The organism is Bacteroides sp. AM37-9, from assembly GCF_003603455.1.
Lineage (GTDB): Bacteria > Bacteroidota > Bacteroidia > Bacteroidales > Bacteroidaceae > Bacteroides > Bacteroides xylanisolvens.
Genome location: NZ_QTNF01000008.1, coordinates 151,524 through 164,915, shown reverse-complemented (window position 1 = coordinate 164,915; position 13,392 = coordinate 151,524). Strand labels below are relative to the sequence as shown.

Genomic DNA, 13,392 nt, shown 5'->3' with positions numbered 1-13,392 from the left:
AATAACAATTTAACTAACTGAATCAGCTAGTGATTTCAACTACTGATTCGCATAAATAAATAAGGTATGAAAACGAACTATGAAATTCGCTATGCTGCGCATCCTGAAGATGCAAAAAGTTATGATACTACAAGAATCCGCAGAGATTTCTTAATCGAAAAGATATTTGTCCCCAATGAAGTAAATATGGTATATTCCATGTACGACCGTATGGTGGTAGGTGGTGCGCTGCCGGTAGGAGAGGTGCTGACGCTTGAAGCAATCGATCCGCTGAAAGCTCCGTTCTTCCTCACCCGTCGCGAAATGGGTATCTACAATGTCGGCGGTCCCGGTATTGTGAAAGCGGGCGACGCAACCTTCGAACTGGATTATAAAGAAGCTCTTTATCTGGGTTCGGGCGACCGTGAAGTGACTTTCGAAAGCAAAGACGCTGCTCATCCTGCCAAATTCTACTTCAACTCACTGACTGCACATCGCAATTATCCCGACCGTAAGGTGACGAAAGCCGATGCCGTAGTAGCTGAAATGGGTTCTTTGGAAGGCTCCAACCACCGTAATATCAATAAGATGCTGGTGAATCAGGTGTTGCCCACCTGCCAGTTGCAGATGGGTATGACGGAACTGGCTCCGGGAAGTGTCTGGAATACGATGCCGGCCCACGTACACAGCCGTCGTATGGAAGCCTACTTCTATTTCGAGATTCCCGAAGATCATGCTATCTGCCACTTTATGGGTGAGGTAGGCGAAACACGTCACGTATGGATGAAAGGCGATCAGGCTGTTCTTTCGCCCGAATGGTCTATCCACTCGGCTGCTGCTACCCACAACTATACCTTTATCTGGGGAATGGGTGGTGAGAACCTCGACTATGGCGATCAGGACTTCTCGTTGATTACAGATTTGAAATAACAAATCCAATAGTTTTCCTAATTTAATAATAAAAAGAATTATGAATCAGTATTTGAATTTTTCTTTGGAAGGTAAAGTAGCGCTCGTTACAGGTGCTTCTTATGGTATCGGTTTTGCTATTGCTTCTGCATTCGCAGAACAAGGCGCTAAAGTTTGTTTTAACGACATCAATCAAGAGTTGGTAGACAAAGGAATGGCTGCATACGCTGCAAAAGGTATCAAAGCTCACGGTTATGTATGCGACGTGACAGACGAACCGGCTGTTCAGGCTATGGTGGCTACAATTGCCAAAGAAGTAGGTACAATTGATATCCTTGTAAATAATGCAGGTATTATCCGTCGTGTTCCGATGCACGAGATGGATGCTGCTGATTTCCGTCGTGTAATCGACATCGACTTGAATGCTCCGTTCATCGTTGCTAAGGCTGTTCTTCCTGCTATGATGGAAAAACGTGCTGGTAAGATCATCAACATCTGCTCTATGATGTCCGAACTGGGTCGTGAAACTGTATCTGCTTACGCTGCCGCTAAGGGTGGACTGAAGATGCTGACTCGCAATATCTGCTCTGAATATGGTGAATACAACATTCAGTGTAACGGTATCGGCCCGGGTTACATCGCTACTCCGCAAACTGCTCCTCTTCGTGAGAAACAAGCAGACGGAAGCCGTCACCCATTCGATTCATTCATCTGCGCCAAGACTCCTGCCGGTCGTTGGTTGGATCCTGAAGAACTGACAGGTCCTGCTGTGTTCCTTGCTTCTGAAGCTTCTAACGCTGTCAACGGTCACGTTCTTTATGTAGATGGTGGTATCCTTGCTTATATCGGAAAACAGCCGAAATAATGTAAGATAGAAGAGATTCCGATAAGGTGATAGAATGGCAAAGAGCATCCTCTTTTCATCTGTCACCTTATTTTTTATCATTCCCTTTACAGGAGTTATAGGACCGACTTATTGGACATATATGCCCAACGTGTTGAACATATATATACAACACGTTGGTTATATATAGCTGATGCGTTGGATCTATATATCCAACAGATGCGGATATAATAGCCTCTATTTGCAAAGTATATATTATTCATTCAATGTAGACTAATTATGAAAAAGATATTAATTCTGTTTGCTGTAGCCTTGATAGGGTTTGCTTCCTGTGCCGACAGTAAACAGTCAATGACAATCACAGTGACCAATCCGCTGGCTCTTGAACGGGTGGGAGAGATGGTTGAAGTGCCGATGAGCGATGTTGTTGCCAAGTTGAAACTGGCAGATACAGCACAGATTGTAGTGCTTGATGTTGACGGTCAGCAAGTGCCTTATCAGGTGACGTATGACGAAAAGGTTGTTTTCCCCGCTACGGTAGAAGCGAACGGAACGGCTATTTACACTATTCAACCGGGTACACCGGCACCTTTCGATGTCGTTGCTTGCGGTAAATATTATCCCGAACGTCTGGACGATGTTGCCTGGGAGAATGATCTTGGCGGATTCCGTGCGTATGGTCCTGCCTTGCAAGCTCGTGGAGAGCGTGGTTTTGGCTACGATCTTTTCACGAAGTACAACACAACGGAACCGATTCTGGAATCTCTCTATGCGGAAGAACTGAATCCTGAAAAGCGTGCCAAGATAGCTGAATTGAAAAAGACAGATCCTAAAGCTGCCTCTGAACTACAAAAAGCTATCTCTTACCATATCGATCATGGATATGGCATGGATTGCTATGCCGTAGGACCTACGTTGGGTGCCGGTGTTGCTGCTCTGATGGCAGGTGACACTATTATCTATCCTTACTGCTATCGTACACAGGAAATCCTTGATAATGGTCCGCTGCGTTTCACGGTGAAGCTGGAATTTAATCCGCTGGTAGTCCGTGGAGACTCTAATGTAGTGGAGACTCGTGTAATCTCACTGGATGCAGGTTCTTATCTCAACAAAACGATTGTTTCATATACCAATCTGAAAGAAGCAATGCCGGTGACTACCGGACTTGTATTGCGTGAACCGGACGGTGCGACTGTGGCAGATGCTGCCAATGGCTATATCACTTACGTAGATCCTACAACAGATCGTAGCGGTGCAAACGGCAAGATATTTGTCGGTGCTGCATTTCCTGCACAGGTGAAAGAAGCGAAAGTGGTTCTTCTTTCTGAAAAGGAAAAGAAAGAACGTGGCGGAGCCGACGGTCATGTTTTGGCTATCAGCGAATATGAGCCGGGTTCTGAATATACTTATTATTGGGGTTCTGCCTGGGATAAGGCCGCTATCAAGACTCCGGATGCCTGGAATAAATATATGGCTGAATATGCGCAGAAGTTGCGCACTCCGCTGACAGTAGCATATTGATGTGTTGAATTGCTTTTCCAATAGATTAAGCAAAGGTTTCTTTGGTAAAAAGAAACCTTTGCTTAATTTTATCTTCCTGAAAAAGAAAGAAAGTTTTTGCGTTATAACGCCTTTGAATTATCTCGTAAAAGCGTGTTGTTCGTAATATTCGTATGTTGTTCCGTCTTCTTTCTCTTTTTCACGAAGTTCATAGACTAATTCATTTTCTGTCATTGTGGTCACTGTCCACACTTCTGTGTAATTATCCTCTTCAGTGTCGATGAGAGTCAGCTTATTACCGGAGTAGCTCCATGTACCATGATAATAATTAGTACTTCCGGAGGAGTTGTAGACATCTTTTTCTACATACGTACCGTCTTCCTTGAACTCTATGGAATAACGGTTGGTTCCATTTACAAAATCTTCTTTAGAGTCACTTACCTTTTCACCATCTTCCCATTCTTGTGAAAGATAATACACTCCATTCCATGTTCCTAACAATAAATCGCGTGAACCGACAGTCTCATCGTCGTCGTCGCCACAGGAATAAATGCTGAACGACAGTAATACTGCAACTATGCAAACGCTTGCTTTCCAGATTGTTTTCATAATAAATTGTTTTAATTGTTTGATTTTGAGATGATTCGTTTTTTAGACTCTATTTGATAATAGTTTCCACATGTCCGTTCTTGAAGAACAGGTAGAACGAGCTGGAATACATCCATTGTACTTCTCCATTTGATTCTTGAATAGTCTGCGGTTTGCCGAAAGCCAGTAGACATTCATCTTCCGTCATGCCTTTCACCGGCTTGTTGATGTTGATTTCATTCCAGTGAGTAATCGGTGAAAGCTGGTTCGTTATGATGAAGTCGAACATTTTGTTCAATACTTGCGATTCAACCTGTACGAAGTCATCCATGATTTCTTTGTGAGATGCTTTCTTGCCCGGTTGTAGCTTCTCCATAGGAGTGATTCTTTTCATTATCACTGCTGATGACTCTATCCGTATATTGGAAAGATAATAAACCAGTTTGCCGTCCTTTACTTGAAACAGGGCCTTGCAATAGTAAGTATTCTTTTGGCTTGAGTCTGCCTGCGAGGCAAGTATCAGATCGCAACTGAAGTTTTTAGCCGGTACGTTGACCTCCGCTATTCCTTCCCGTAACTGTGGACAGACATTCTTGACGATCCATAGCAGTGCATTAGCGTAGATGTTTTCGTCTTGCATATCGCTGAAAGGGGTAAATCCGCTGACCACATATTTATTGCCGTCTGCACTGACAGGATAGCTCTTTTTCTGTTCGGTGAAAGTCTGTGCTGTTAGTGGGATAATTCCTACCAGTAGATATAAGATTACCAGAAATTGTCGTTTGGTCATCATATTCCGTTCTTTTTAAGAAAACAGCATCCACGGCCCTTTTTGTGAAAAGAAAAGATCGTGGACGCTGAATAAATAATATGGTTTATTGAGGTTTGGTTGTCCTTAGAAGGCAATACCCAGACGAATCATAAAGTTACTGGTTTTGAATCCGTCGGCATCGCTGAATGCATCTATAAATCCGCGTTCGTAGGTGAGATCCAGATTGAAACGGTCATACCAGACTCCTACGCCGATATTCATACCGGCATCAAAATGATTGTAGTCAACCTCCATATAATCTGCATAATCACCCCAACTGATGCTTTCTCCATCTTCTTTCATTTTGCTTGTGTAATCGTAACTAGCGAAGACTCCTACATGCGGGTCGATACGGACGTTGTCCGCCACAGCAAATTTCCATCCGAATGTGAACGGAGAATATTGTATGTTGTGAGCCATACATTTCGTGTCGTCCACTTTGAAACCACGGGAGCCAAGTCCAAACTCCATCCCCCAGTATCCTCCTGTACTGCCTAAAGGCTTCTGATAACCAAATGTTGCGTTATATCCGATGTTTGAATCAGCTCCTTCGGCCCCGTCACCGGAGAAATTCATGATATTCAAACCTGCACGCAAGAACCATTGTGTGCTGCTGGCTTGCTTCTCTGTTTTGACGATTGCGCTTCTGGATGATACGATTTGCGCTTGAGTTCCTACACACAATAAGAGTGCGGCAACCATTGATAGTACTTTTTTCATTGTTATTGATATTTTAGTGATTAATTCTTATTCTTAACGACGGGCGCTATCTGGCTTTTTCCATCTGTGGGTGACAACTTCTGTAGGCGAATCCATTCGTAATCGTCCTTAGTGGCCGGATGCCAGTTGACGAAAATTCCGGGATAACCTACCACCGTAACCGTGTACCCACCTGTTTTTTCATTATCTTCCACTTTGAAAGTGGCCCCCATGATGACGTCGCAATTATATTTAATGGTGGACAGATAAGTCCCCCAAGCACGGATGTTGTCAAGTTCTCCTTTCATGGCGATCTCCACTTCCTCTTTGCTTAGTGTCCATTCATCCTTGATCCGTCCCTTATCTTCCAGTATTTTCACCTCGACAACTGTCGGTTTGACACAAACTTCAGTAACTGCATCGCCTGCACGTGCCTGTGCGTCGCGAAACTTGAAGACCGTCTTTTGCGCATGGGCTTCGACGGCACAACCGATAACCAGAGCAATAATCAGAAATAGTTTTTTCGTTTTCATGTCCTTTTGTGATTATATGTTAATATGCCTGCAAAGGTATGCGAAAGGAGTATACTACCGGGTGAAAACATAGTTCCAAGAACGATACGAAATTGTATCCTATTTGGATACACTGGGGAAGCTTCCGGTGTTGATACTGTCAGACAGATCACGGAAAAAATCGTGGCCGAGGATGTAGGAGATGCGCCAGAGCAGGTGGATGTCAATATTCTCTTTCCGGAATATCTTGTAAACATTGGGGCGTGTGCAGCATAGTTGGGTAGCGAACCAGGTGACGGTGCGTCCCTGTTCGTGAAGCGTGCGTTCAATAAGTTGTCCTGCATGAATCATGTGCCTATTCTGCTTATGTGTGTCCCCCGGACTCCCGTTGGGCGGACAATTCAATCTATTATTGACAGGAATATATAGAAATGGCGTGGGAATCTCTCACCTTCGTCCGTTCCATGTTCAAGGCCTTCGCAATGCCAATTATCGGGAACGAACAACGCAGAAAGCCCACGCCGATATGTACAACACCCGTAGCCCCCCTTTGTTTATCAAAGTGAGGCACGGATGTATATAAATACACATCAGGAGGACGTCTTTGTTGCTGTTAGTCATTCCGATAGGTCAAAGTTTGCGAAGTTTTGAACATAAATGACAAACGCTTGTAAACGTCTTCTCAATATAAACATCTCTCCCTCGCCACCCGGAGGCTTTCTGCGGAAGAGACCGTTGCAAATGTATAAAAAAATACGGATGGAAAAGGTAATGTGAATCAGAAACTTTTTGAATACTGGTTATTTTGCCCTCTTTTTTCCTTTGCCGGGCGAAATGCGCTTGTACTGACATCTTATAAGAAAGAGGAGTGATCTCCCAATTTCGGGCACGAAACAGGCCTTAAACTACAAAAGCCGGGGCGTAAGACCTCGGCTTATATTTTTATCTTCTTATCAGGAAGCTTGGCTCATTGGAGACTTTTTTCAAAAATCTCTGTTTTTTTCGAAGTTTCTGTTTTCTCAAAGGTTGTTATTATAACACCTTGAACTCATACCCTTCCTCTTTCAGGAATTCAATGGCACGAGGAAGTGCATATTGCAGGTTACCATTATTCCAGGACTTCAGCGAATCATGGAAAGTGATGATGGAACCGTTGCGTGCATAGCGCTTCACATTGTTCAATACCTGTTCCGGGCGCATCCGTTTACTATAATCACGAGTTACGAGATCCCACATGATAATGCGGTAATGATAGCGCAAGGTATAATACTGCCGGAACCCCATGTGTCCGTGTGGCGGGCGGAAGAGATCGGAATGAATAATTTCGTCTACCTTTCTGGCGTTTGCGAGGTAATCCGGATTAGAATATTCAAATCCACGGATGTGGTTGAAGGTATGGTTACCGATGCGGTGTCCGTGTTCTACCACCATCCGGTATTCATCCGGGTGCTTGCGTATATTGTCGCCTACCATAAAGAAGGTAGCTTTAATATGATGCTTTTCCAATACTTCCAGTACCCAGGGAGTTACTTCAGGGATGGGACCGTCGTCAAAAGTCAGATAGACTGCCCGTTCATTCGGATCCATCCGGAAGATAGCTTGTGGATACAACGCCCGGAAAAGCCAAGGTGGTTGTTCTATAAACATGAGAGTCTGTGTTAAACAAGTATTAAGTAATAAGTATTAAGTATTATCCATGCGGAAAACATATCGGAAGCTATGGTAATACTTAATACCTGATACTTAATACTTACTATTTATTTCCCTTTCATTCTTGTCACGTACTCGTTATAAAGTTGGTCGAGCTGCGTGGAGTAATGTTTCGCGAGTTCTTCTGATTTGTATTTTTCCATTAAGCGGACTTCGGCGTCAAGCAAGCTGGCGTTGTACACGAAGTTTTCGCCGGCGATGGCAAGCTGGTTATCGTTCAGGCTAAGATACCAGATCATGTATTCGAGCGATTTGTTGGCAAGCTCGTCGATGATCTTGTTGGCTTTCTCGTTCTGTCCCAGTTGGTAATAAGATTCTGCCATTTGGAAGGCGCCGTTTGCCCAGTCGTACGGTACGTTGTATGACGGAATCATCTTTTCGGCGTAGTCGAGTGCGGCGAGTGCCTTATCCTTCTTGCCTTCTTTGATAAGCTGGCCTACGAGTTGCGTGAAGATACGGCGGTGCGTGTAGCACATACGCATCACGTTCTCGTCGATATAGATACCCGGTTTGTCGATACCGCCGAACTTGAACTTGTTCATCAGGTTGTCGTACATCTTTTCGCTGTCAATCTTGCTGTCCAGTTTGTCCGTATCGAACGGTGTGAAACGATAGGCAAGACCTTCCTGCATAAAGTGGTTGCCCATGCCCAGATGGTTTTCGCTTCCTACGGTGATTGCCATATAGATAGGACGTTCCCAGTTGGCATTGGCAAGCATTTCGAGCATCATTAGTTCACTCTTGTAGAGGGCGCGTTTCGGGTTGCCGTTGGCGTCTCTAAGGGTGATTGTCATGTATTCGGGGATAGAGTCGCCCAGAGCTTCCGGTATCTTCATGCCGGAGCGGCGTACGGCTTCTTTGTCCACCTTCATTACGATGCTGTCCGTAGGGATAAGCGGCAGTTGGATATCTTTTCCAGTCTTTTTGAGAAGCTCTTTCAACTGGTCGTTCTTACCGAGCATCCAGCGGTTGATGATTTCCTTCAATTCGTATGGATTCTCACCGAAAATGGAGTGAACGAGTGATAATATGGTAGTGTCTCCCTGTGCAGCCAGTTCGTTTGCCTGTTTGAAATAGCTGTCGATGAAAGCCTTCATTTCCGTACGGATAGGGATATATTCATTTTGTCCTTCCACATATTCCACACGGTCCCAAGTGATAGGAAGCGACGGGGAATCGTAGGCCGGACGTTTCATTTGGTCGATATACCAATCTGTTTGCAGATAACTTAGGTTACAGGTGCGGGCATCTGTACGGAAGCCTTCCGTTTCCTGGTTGTACCACAATGGGAAAGTATCGTTATCACCATTGGTATAGATAATCGGATTTCCTTTTTCCTGTAAGGTCATCAGGTAGTTCTGTCCGAAGTCGCGGGCAACGAAGCGTCCGCTACGGTCGTGGTCATCCCAAGTCTGTCCCGCCATCTGGATGGGGACGAACAAACAGAGCACTGAAGCCAGTACGGCTGCCGGAAGTTCCTGCATCTTGCAGTATTCTCGCAGCATACGGATGATACCTGCCACTCCCATACCTACCCAGATGGCAAAGGCGTAGAACGAACCGGCATACGCGTAATCTCGTTCACGGGGTTGTGCAGGGGTTTGGTTGAGGTAGAGCACGATAGCGATACCTGTCATGAAGAACAGGAAGAAGACCACCCAGAATTGCTGGATACCCCGCTGGCTATGATAAGCCTGCCAGAAGAGTCCGATTAAGCCGAGAATCAGCGGCAGACAGTAGAATACATTGTGTCCTTTATTGTTTTTGAGATCCTGCGGAAGCAGTTCCTGATTACCTACCAGCAAGTTGTCGATAAACGGAATACCGGTGATCCAGTTGCCGTGTTCAATTTCTCCGCTACCCTGTATGTCGTTCTGCCGTCCGGCAAAGTTCCACATGAAATAACGCCAGTACATGAAGTTCAACTGGTAGGAGAAGAAGAATTTGATATTTTCCCATTGGTTAGGCATGTTCACCATTACCATTTCTCCACACTGGTCGTAAGGAACGTCGTGTCCTTTGATGTCTACCCATTGCTTGTAGAGTGGTGCGTGTGACGAGCTGTACATACGCGGGAAAAACATATTCTGTGCATATTCGTATTCCACACGTCCGGGAAGTTCGATATAAGAGTCTTTTTCGTCGGGAGAAGTCTTTTCCTTGCGGACAAACTTGCTTCCTGCTTCCGACTGGCGCGGAATACAATAGCCGTCTTTTACGTCGAGTGCCACTTTCGAAGAGAAAGCAGGGCCGTAGAAGAGCGGACGGGTTCCGTATTGTTCACGGCCGAGGTATTCGCCCAGGGTGAATATATCCTCCGGTGAGTTTTGGTCCATCGGAGTGTTGGCAGTAGAACGGATAACGATCAGTGCGTAAGAAGAATACCCGATTACGATCATCATGGTGCACAGCAATGCTGTGTTCATGGTGCGGGCGGTGATACGCCATCTCTCTTTGATTTTAGCCTGTACACTCGGAGCAAGATAAAGTCCCAGTGCGGCAATAACCAAAATACCGATGATGATACTGCTGGCTCCGTGTCCGTAGAATGGGATACCCAGCAAAGCGATCGTCAGGATAAAGGAGATAGCCATGCGCGCTTTGTTCTTTTCGGTGTAACTTTCGTATACACCCCAAATCAGAGCGGCCGCAAGCAGAATGATATAAACCACTACGCCCGAATTGAATGACATTCCGAGTCCGTTGACGAACAACAGTTCAAACCAGCCACCTACTTTCACGATACCCGGTACGATGCCGTAAAGCACGGCTGCAACGAGCACCATTGAACCTAATAGCGCTATTAACGAACCTTTGGCGGTAGCATTCGGCGTTTTTTTGTAGTAGTATACCAATACGATGGCAGGCAGACAAAGCAAGTTCAATAAGTGCACACCGATACTCAATCCGGTCAGATAGGCGATGAGGATAATCCAACGGTCGCTGTGCGGCTGGTCGGCTACGTCTTCCCATTTCAGAATCAACCAGAAAACAACAGCGGTAAAGAGGGAGGAGAAGGCATATACTTCACCTTCCACGGCCGAGAACCAGAATGTGTCACTGAATGTATAAACCAGTGCACCGATCAGTCCGCTACCCATCACTGTGATAAGCTGTCCTTTGGTGATATTGTTTTCGTCAGTGATAACCAGTTTGCGTACCAGGTGGGTGATGCTCCAGAAAAGGAACAGGATACAGGCGCCACTCATGAGGGCACTCATGTAATTCACCATTTTAGCAACAGTTGTTACGTCGGAAGCAAATTGAGAAAACAGATTCGCCACTAGCATGAAGAAAGGTGCGCCGGGCGGGTGACCGACTTCCAGTTTATAGCCGGTGGTTATGAACTCCGGGCAATCCCAGAAACTTGCGGTCGGTTCTATTGTCAGGCAGTAGACGGTTGCCGCAATGATGAATGTAAGCCAACCCATAAGGTTGTTTACGGTTCTGTACTGTTTCATTAGCACTATCGTAGTTTATTCGTTAAAAACAAATTATGAGGTCGCAAAGATAGTGATTTGTAAGGATAATGAGGAAGAAAGTAAGAAATATTAAGTAACGGAGGGGTGATTTACTATCTCTTTCACTCTTCCGGAAGGCGGGAACTTGTGTGTTGGCAAGTAAGGAATTTATTTTTAGCCCTTTAATAAATGAGCTCTGATGTATTAGAGATAAACTTCCTTTATCCTGTTAGTGAACTTCTTTTGCCTTAATAGCAAACTTCTTTTTCATTAGTCATAAACTATAATTGCAAGTTTTGTTTTTATAAATGAAACTTGCAATTATAAAAACAAAGCTTTCAATTTTATAAACGTAACTTGCGTTTATAGATTATCCTTAGTCAATCATAACTTTCCTGTTAGAGAAGAACTAGTTTACTATTAATACAACGGAAGTTTACTATTAATAGCTTGGACGTTAGGTGTTAACACTTGTAATATCAGCTGTTAATGGTTGAGATTTCAGGTATTAATACTTGGGTTGCTGTATATATATGTTTGGGATATTGAATATGTGTATCCTTTAATGATGGTGATGATGTTCTCCTAAAACCCGATGAGGCAGTGTGCCGTGTCCCAATAGCTCGATGGGGCAGTTGAAGTTTCTTTCCAGCCATTCGGTAGTGACACCCGTGTCCGGATGGTAATCCAGCGTTTCATTGACACAGGCGATGGATTTTACCTGTTGCAATACAGTGCCGATGTCGTGACTGACAAGGATAATGGCACATTCTTTATTGATTTCAGCTAATAACTCATAAAGGCGTGCTTCGAAACGCTTGTCGATATACGTGCTGGGTTCATCAAGAATCAACACTGCAGGATCCGAGATGATGGCACGTCCTAACAGGGCACGTTGCAGTTGTCCACCGCTTAATTGTCCGATAGAGCGGCTTTCAAGCCCTTCAAGCCCCATGCGGGCGATAATCTGTTTGCCTTTCTCTCTCTGTTCGGGAGTGAACCGGGAGGTGAGCGACTTCTGTATGCTCAATCCGGACAGGATCACTTCTTCCACAGAAATAGGGAACTTTCGGTCTATGGTGCTATATTGCGGTAGGTAACCGAGGAAAAGCTGGGATTTCGCGGAAGAACTTTGGTGGGAGTTTTTGGCAGATGTTTCTGTCGAAGTCCCTTCCGTAGATGTTCTTATGGGAGCCTTCTCGGGAGTATGGAATATAATTTCTCCTCCGGTTGGTTTTAACAAACCGAGGATGCACTTTATAAGCGTTGTTTTGCCGCCTCCGTTCGGACCTATAATACCTAGAAAATCCCGTTCGTAGATGCTTAGATTAACATCGTGGAGAACAGTGCGACCGTCATATCCGGCGGAAAGATTCTTTATTTCGATTATCGGTTTCATCATTGGAAAGGGCTTGATTGGTTCTTTCTTTATACGTTTATTTGGTGGTAGCTTGCGGCGCAAGGGCTTTGGCTACATTCAGCATCTCTTCCTCCCAGTCATAACTTAACGGGTTGATAGGGACCACTTTCGTTCCGGTTTGCTGCGCGATGGTTTCCGCATTGCGTTTGTCAAACTCCGGTTGAACGAAGATAACGCCTACATTTTCCGCCTGACAGACGTCTATCAGGTCTTTCAGATGAGCGGGAGAGGGTTCTTTGCCTCCTTCTTCGATCGAAATCTGATGCAATCCGTAGTCGCGGGCGAAGTAGGAGAGAGCCGGATGATAAATCATGAAGGCTTTGGCTGCTTCGGGGGTGGAGAGTTGCCGGCGAATCAGGCTGTCGGTGTGCTGGATGCGCTGACAGAGAGAGTCGTAACGGTTTCTATAATATGGTTCGTTTGCTTTATCCAGTTGGCTAAGGGCCTTGTAGGTGTTTCCGGCGATGATTAAAGCATTACCGGTAGAATTCCATACGTGTGGCTCTACGGCGTGGATATGGCCGTCGTGACTGTTGTGGCCGTGGGCATGGCTATGGTCATCATTGTTGAGTATGAGGTCGATTCCTTTCGAGGTGTCGAACACTTGGATATGGGGAGTATTGTTCATCAGGCGGTCCATCCAGGTTTGTTCGAAACCGATGTACCCGATGCGGAAATAGGCTTTGCTGTCTCCTAAAGAAACAAGTTGCTGGGGGATAGGATCGTATGTCTCCGGACTGGAACCTTTGGGCACCATGCTGACTACTTTGAATTTATCTCCGGCAATAGCCTCGGTGAAATAACGTTGCGGTTCCAGTGTGACGGTTATCACCGGCTTTGTCTCGTCATCGTTACTTGCCTGGGAGGAACGTCCTGTGCAGGCTGCTATCAGGAGGCAGGTACCAAGAAGGAAAAGTGTTCTCATATCTTTTAGTTGTTGTTTCATGATTTTTTCTGTT

At 45.1% G+C, this 13,392-nt stretch carries 12 protein-coding genes; 3 read left to right on the top strand and 9 right to left on the bottom strand.

Translation table 11 applies throughout. The features are described from left to right. The first annotated feature begins 66 nt into the window (after positions 1-66). The 3 genes from kduI to DW862_RS08120 all read left to right on the top strand — a co-directional run bounded on the left by kduI (position 67) and on the right by DW862_RS08120 (position 3,253). Positions 67-909 carry a 5-dehydro-4-deoxy-D-glucuronate isomerase gene (gene kduI / locus DW862_RS08130; protein WP_008023755.1) on the top strand — a complete coding sequence of 281 codons (843 nt, stop codon included), beginning with the start codon at positions 67-69 and terminating at the stop codon, positions 907-909. Between the two features lie 40 nt (positions 910-949). Then, entirely contained in the window at positions 950-1,753 is an 804-nt protein-coding gene (locus DW862_RS08125) for a gluconate 5-dehydrogenase (RefSeq protein WP_004313702.1), read from the top strand. A gap of 258 nt (positions 1,754-2,011) precedes the next feature. After that, entirely contained in the window at positions 2,012-3,253 is a 1,242-nt protein-coding gene (locus DW862_RS08120; RefSeq protein ID WP_120067717.1) for a DUF4861 domain-containing protein, read from the top strand. A 117-nt stretch (positions 3,254-3,370) separates the two neighbouring features. On the opposite strand, the gene DW862_RS08115 is transcribed toward DW862_RS08120, so the two are convergent. The 9 genes from DW862_RS08115 to DW862_RS08060 form a co-directional block, all read right to left on the bottom strand. Then, positions 3,371-3,841, bottom strand: coding sequence for a lipocalin family protein (locus tag DW862_RS08115; protein WP_117610914.1), 471 nt, complete (start codon positions 3,839-3,841; stop codon positions 3,371-3,373). Between the two features lie 49 nt (positions 3,842-3,890). Further along, complete coding sequence (locus DW862_RS08110; RefSeq protein WP_371414104.1) at positions 3,891-4,610, bottom strand: hypothetical protein; 720 nt, start codon at positions 4,608-4,610, stop codon at positions 3,891-3,893. Between the two features lie 105 nt (positions 4,611-4,715). After that, positions 4,716-5,351 carry an outer membrane beta-barrel protein gene (locus tag DW862_RS08105; protein WP_120067712.1) on the bottom strand — a complete coding sequence of 212 codons (636 nt, stop codon included), beginning with the start codon at positions 5,349-5,351 and terminating at the stop codon, positions 4,716-4,718. A 20-nt stretch (positions 5,352-5,371) separates the two neighbouring features. Continuing rightward, positions 5,372-5,863, bottom strand: a complete 492-nt coding sequence (locus tag DW862_RS25845; RefSeq protein WP_165861896.1) for a hypothetical protein — start codon at positions 5,861-5,863, stop codon at positions 5,372-5,374. Positions 5,864-5,962: 99 nt separating this feature from the next. After that, on the bottom strand, positions 5,963-6,193 hold the full coding sequence (locus DW862_RS08090; protein ID WP_004313711.1) for a hypothetical protein: 231 nt from the start codon (positions 6,191-6,193) through the stop codon (positions 5,963-5,965). A 681-nt stretch (positions 6,194-6,874) separates the two neighbouring features. Continuing rightward, positions 6,875-7,489, bottom strand: a complete 615-nt coding sequence (locus tag DW862_RS08075; RefSeq protein WP_004313712.1) for a polysaccharide deacetylase family protein — start codon at positions 7,487-7,489, stop codon at positions 6,875-6,877. A 110-nt stretch (positions 7,490-7,599) separates the two neighbouring features. Then, a complete protein-coding gene (locus DW862_RS08070; RefSeq protein ID WP_120067706.1) occupies positions 7,600-11,013 on the bottom strand; it encodes a DUF2723 domain-containing protein in 3,414 nt (1,137 codons plus the stop codon). 562 nt (positions 11,014-11,575) lie between these two features. Beyond that, a complete protein-coding gene (locus DW862_RS08065; RefSeq protein ID WP_008770478.1) occupies positions 11,576-12,412 on the bottom strand; it encodes a metal ABC transporter ATP-binding protein in 837 nt (278 codons plus the stop codon). A 37-nt stretch (positions 12,413-12,449) separates the two neighbouring features. Continuing rightward, positions 12,450-13,379 (bottom strand): metal ABC transporter solute-binding protein, Zn/Mn family, encoded by a 930-nt coding sequence (locus DW862_RS08060; protein WP_120067703.1) that lies wholly within the window; start codon positions 13,377-13,379, stop codon positions 12,450-12,452. Positions 13,380-13,392 lie beyond the last annotated feature (13 nt).